Below are 4,822 nucleotides of genomic sequence, written 5' to 3' on the forward strand. Positions count from 1 at the left end.
CATACGACGCTTCAGCTTCAGGTTGGAGTCTGCACTCAGCTCCAGAACCATACCAGCTGTACCGGTATCGTTGCCCTTGATGGTGATCGGAACGTCAACGTCTGCACCAGCTTCGCCCTCAACAGTTGCGATCTCGTAAACGATGCCTTCACCAACAGGAGCGGACTTGGTGGTGGAAGTTGCAGGTGCTGCAGTGGTTGCAGGTGCTGCGGTTGTTGTAGCTGCAGGTGCCTTTGTGGTTGTTGCAGCGGTGGTTGTGGTGGTTGCAGCATCACCAACAACGATGGTCAGCGGAACAGTCTTAAAGGGAACGACTTCGCCGTCTACGTTGTTTATCTTGCTCTGACCGGTGGAAACTGCACCGCCAGTGGTGTTGGTGTAGGGCTCGGTCTTGATGTCCAGGATGTATGTACCAGCCGGTGTGTCAGAAGCGACAGTGAACGAAATGTTCAGCAGCGGGTTGGTAGTACCCGGAATGAAGTATGCGTTTGTCGGAGTGGAGTCATCGTCCAGTGTAGCCGCAGTACGCCATACGAAGTTCATCATGGAGTAGTTTGCGATCTTGGTTGCACTCAGACCAGGCTGAGGTTCATATGTGCCGTCCTCAACGCCCCAAACGTCAGTAAACGGACCAGTCTTGTCGAACTGGGTCTTTTCGGTGAATGCAAAGTAGGGATTCTCTGCAGTGCTTGCATCGTAGATGGTGTTGGTGTCGGTGTTCTCAAAGTCCATCTTCAGACCAAAGCCGTAGGTAGGAACATAATTTGTAATAATCACGTCGCAGTCTACGGTTACATCACCTGCTGCCAGATCAGCAGCGGAAATGTTGAAGGTTGTGGAAGATGTGCTTCTTTCCTTAAAAGTGAACTCCAATTCACCAGCTGCTGTGACAGTGGTCATGGTTGCGCCTACAAGTGAGGTTGCAGCGATGCACACACTTGTCAGAGCAGAAATAAACTTCTTCATAACTCTTCCTTTCTGTTCCGGTCAAGGAACATGCGTGTTCATTTTTTGAGGAGCGCCAGATTAAGCCTGCGGACCAAGCTGACTAGCTTCGATCAGGTGAGCCAGGTAGCGTGCGATGGCGGTGATGTCGCCAGCGTCAATGTTGCCATTGCTCTCACAGTCAGCATTCTTCAGACCCTGTGCACTGGGAACCGGGTTCAGCTCGGTGTCCTGTGCTACATAACGGGACAGCATAACAACGTCCGAAATGGTTACTTCCCCGTCACAGTTTACGTCACCATACAGAGTGTCACCTGTTTCGCCTGCTACAGTTACATAGCCGGTCTTGGTAGCTGTTGTATAGTTGTGATCCACCAAGCTGTCGTCTACGTATCCCACCAGAATCTCCTGATTCTTGGTGCCGCTGCCCGGCAAAACCTCACGGTCAACCGGAACGATGTTGAATGCTGCCTTGGAGCCTGCTGCTGCGTCTGCGTTCACCGTACCGGTGATGGTCACAAACACGCCGCCGTCCTTGAGCCAGTAGCTGGAATCCAGCAGACCGGTGGTCCATGTCAGACAAACCAGATCATCTGCAACATTCCAGTCGAATGTGGTGTCCGCCAGATCTGCGTTGATATTCCCCTCGGCGGATGCAGCCCCCGTGTCGCACAGTGCGCCTGTCGTCACGTCGCTGATCGTTACCAATGAAGAATCGAATTCAACAGCAAAATCAACGGCGCATGCGCCTGTTGCCGGAATGCCGCTTAAGCTGACGTCAACCGAAAAGGTCTCACCGGCAGCGACCGTATCGTTACCAACTGAAATCGTAACGGTGTCTGCTGCCTGTACTGCAAGACCAACGGCTGCCGCAGTCATGGACATCGCCAGCAAGCTTGCGATCAGTTTTTTCGCCTTCATCTTCTTTCCTCCTTTTGAATTTTGTTTTATATAATCAAAGGAATTTAAGTGACCATTCCTTTTCTTATATCCGAACCAAGCCGTATGCTCTCCCCACGAAAGCACGCAAATCCGTCAACAGGGTACACCTACCCAATTGAAAGATTTCACATACATTCATTATAGGGATTTCCCAAGTCAAAGTCAAGAGATTGCCTGCTTTTTGTGGTTTTCTATAAAAGAGATTGAAAACCCTTGTGTATAATGGCAAAAACCGCATTCCGTGCACCCTTGTCCGGGTTAAAAAAAATACAGCTTGTAAAGCATCTCTCTGCTTTTTCTCGGACACTTTTATTATATGGCATCTGTCGGAAAAAGTCAAGCTGTTTTTATACCTCTTTCACAAATTTCAATGCGCCGGGTGATACTTTTTCGCCAAAAGAAAAGGCGGCTGCGTGAGTTTTCCCTGCCGCAGCCGCTTTTGTAAATTTTTTGTGACATAACTGCTGATCTGCCCGAAACGGTCAGTCCAGCTTCTGAAATTCCACCGGAATATTGTCTTGGATGTACTTGTTCAGCACGTCCATATTGAACTTCTTCGCTGTACCCAGAGGCGCCGCCGGCAGTCCGTGACTGTTTGCCAGCTCCTCGGTATACATACTATAGGGATACAGGCGCAGGTTCCGCAGCTTCCCGTCATCGTAATGGGTGATCACCGGGATCACCTTTACGTCGGAGATCAGCACCTCGCCGGTCTGACCATCCACAATGATATCAAAGTCCGCCATTTCTCCCAGCATATTGAAGCTGTCGGTCTGGGCGGAAATGAAGTTGCCCAGAGAGTAAAACACAAAGCCCTGGGTGCCGTCCTGCCGGGTCAGGTATTCCATGGTCTCCGCTGTGTGGGTGTGGCTGCCCAGGATCACGTCTGCGCCCCAGTCAACAAAATCCTGCGCCAGCTCCCGGCACTGATCGGACACCACGAAGGAATCCTCAATGCCCCAGTGTACGGATACCACCACCACATCTGCAATGGCGTCCGCCGCTTTGATCTGGGACTTCATGGTTTCCGTGTCCGAGGTGAGGACGATCTTCACGTCCGTATTCTTTGGCATGGGGATACCGTTTGTGTGCTCCGTAAACGCCACAAACGCCATCTTCACCCCGTTGACCTCCCGGATCCGGATATTTTCCATATCCTCCTGATCCCGGTAGGCGCCCACCACGGTAATGTCATTCTTCGCCCGCATGTTGTCCCAGTAGTTCATGGTGGCGATCAGCCCGTCTATGCCCTTATCCAGCATATGGTTGTTGCTCATGGTGATCACGTTGAAGCCAGCGTCCAGAATCGCCTGTCCCAGCTGCGTGGGAGAATTGAAATTGAAGTTGGAGCCGGTAACGGGGAACTCATCGTTGGCAATGAGCGTCTCCTGGTTGATGATGGACACATCCCCTGCCTGGATGTAGGGCTTCACGTTTTCGTAGCAAGGGCCGAAGTCATAGGTACCGTCCGTGGAATAGGACTGGGCAGCCCGCAGCACCCCGGTCTGCACCAGGTTGTCCCCTACTGCCACCACTCGAACCTTCCGATTCTCCGGCTCTGTGGTAGGCTCCTCCCGGCTTTCTTCAGCACTGCTCTGGGGAGAATCTGACGGACTGCTCTGGGAAAGCAGCCCCGAACCGCTGTTATTGATGGACTGGAACGAACAGCCCGGCAAAAGCAGCACTGTGCACAGCAGCGCCGCCAGCTTACCCTTTTTGATACGCATTGAATCTTCCTTCCTGATTGTTTGAGGCACAACGCCTCATATATGACCCTACGGGATGCCGCCTTAACCGCTACATTATATCACACTTTGCAGAACAATGCAAGAAATCTGTGAAAAAATCCTGTTGCTGTCAGATTATCTCCACTTTGCCGGATCGTCTTGCATGTTACCGGGAAATCCGATATAATGACAATGCGACTTTATAAGAATGGAGCTGTCACCATGTACAAGCAATATGACCTCTCGGGTATCTGGCGCTTCGCCATGGATCCGGACAAAAACGGCGTTCGGGAGCAATTCTTCGCCACCGTCCTGCCGGATACCATTCCACTGCCCGGCACCACTGCCCAGGCGAAAAAGGGTACCTATAATACATCGCGGAATACCGGCTACCTCACCGAGTGCTATCCCTTCTCCGGCTGGGCATGGTACCAGACCACCTTCACCCCTGCCCCGGAGGATCTGCATAAGCCCCTGCTGCTGACTCTGGAGCGCACCCGCATGACCCGGCTGTGGATCAACGACACAGAGCTGGGCAGCTGTGACAGTCTGACCACCCCCCACTGCTACCGACTGCCAGCGCTGGAGGATCCCTCCCCGGTCACCATCTCCATCTGCGTCAGCAACACGGACTACCCCACCAAGGGCGGGCATATGACCTCTCCGGACACCCAGACCAACTGGAACGGCATCACCGGAGAGATCTCTCTGACGGTGCTTCCTCCGGTGCATCTGTCAGATTTGCAAGCATATCCGGATGCAGCCCACAAAAGCGTCACCCTGCGGGGCATGCTCCGGGGGGCTGCCCATACGTCGCTGACGGTTACCGGCAAAGCCTTTAGCAAGGACGATCCCTGCATCCGGGAGATCTCCCCTATCCGGACTGATCTGAATGCTGATACGGAAGGTACCTTCTCCCTGCTGATCCCCCTTGGGGAGGATGCGCTACTGTGGAGCGAATACACCCCGGTGGTCTATGAGCTGCACCTGTCCATGCCGGATGTGCCCGGTGATGCAGTGATCCGGTTCGGGTTAAGAACCCTCAGCACAAAGGGCATGGAGTTCCAGGTCAACGGCACACCCATCATGCTCCGGGGCAAGCACGACGGCATGCTCTTTCCTCTCACCGGTGCCGCCCCCACGGATCTGGCAGAGTGGCTCCGGCTGCTTAGCATCGCCAAAGCCTATGGCATCAACCACTACCGCTA

At 53.3% G+C, this 4,822-nt stretch carries 3 protein-coding genes and 1 pseudogene; 1 reads left to right on the forward strand and 3 read right to left on the reverse strand.

What is annotated here, in order from left to right:
- The 3 genes from QVO51_RS04700 to QVO51_RS04710 all read right to left on the reverse strand — a co-directional run.
- On the reverse strand, positions 1 to 966 hold a 966-nt coding region (locus QVO51_RS04700), incomplete at its 3' end, for a hypothetical protein (RefSeq protein ID WP_288167869.1).
- A 60-nt stretch (positions 967 to 1,026) separates the two neighbouring features.
- Positions 1,027 to 1,866 carry a cohesin domain-containing protein gene (locus QVO51_RS04705; RefSeq protein ID WP_022357430.1) on the reverse strand — a complete coding sequence of 280 codons (840 nt, stop codon included), beginning with the start codon at positions 1,864 to 1,866 and terminating at the stop codon, positions 1,027 to 1,029.
- A 503-nt stretch (positions 1,867 to 2,369) separates the two neighbouring features.
- On the reverse strand, positions 2,370 to 3,614 hold the full coding sequence (locus QVO51_RS04710) for a CapA family protein (protein ID WP_022357431.1): 1,245 nt from the start codon (positions 3,612 to 3,614) through the stop codon (positions 2,370 to 2,372).
- 222 nt (positions 3,615 to 3,836) lie between these two features.
- Between QVO51_RS04710 and QVO51_RS04715 the strand changes: the two are divergent.
- A pseudogene (locus QVO51_RS04715) lies at positions 3,837 to 4,822 on the forward strand (beta-glucuronidase); the annotation flags it as partial.

The organism is Ruminococcus sp. CAG:379, from assembly GCF_000434255.1.
Classification (GTDB): Bacteria; Bacillota; Clostridia; order Oscillospirales; family Ruminococcaceae; genus Ruminococcus_F; species Ruminococcus_F champanellensis.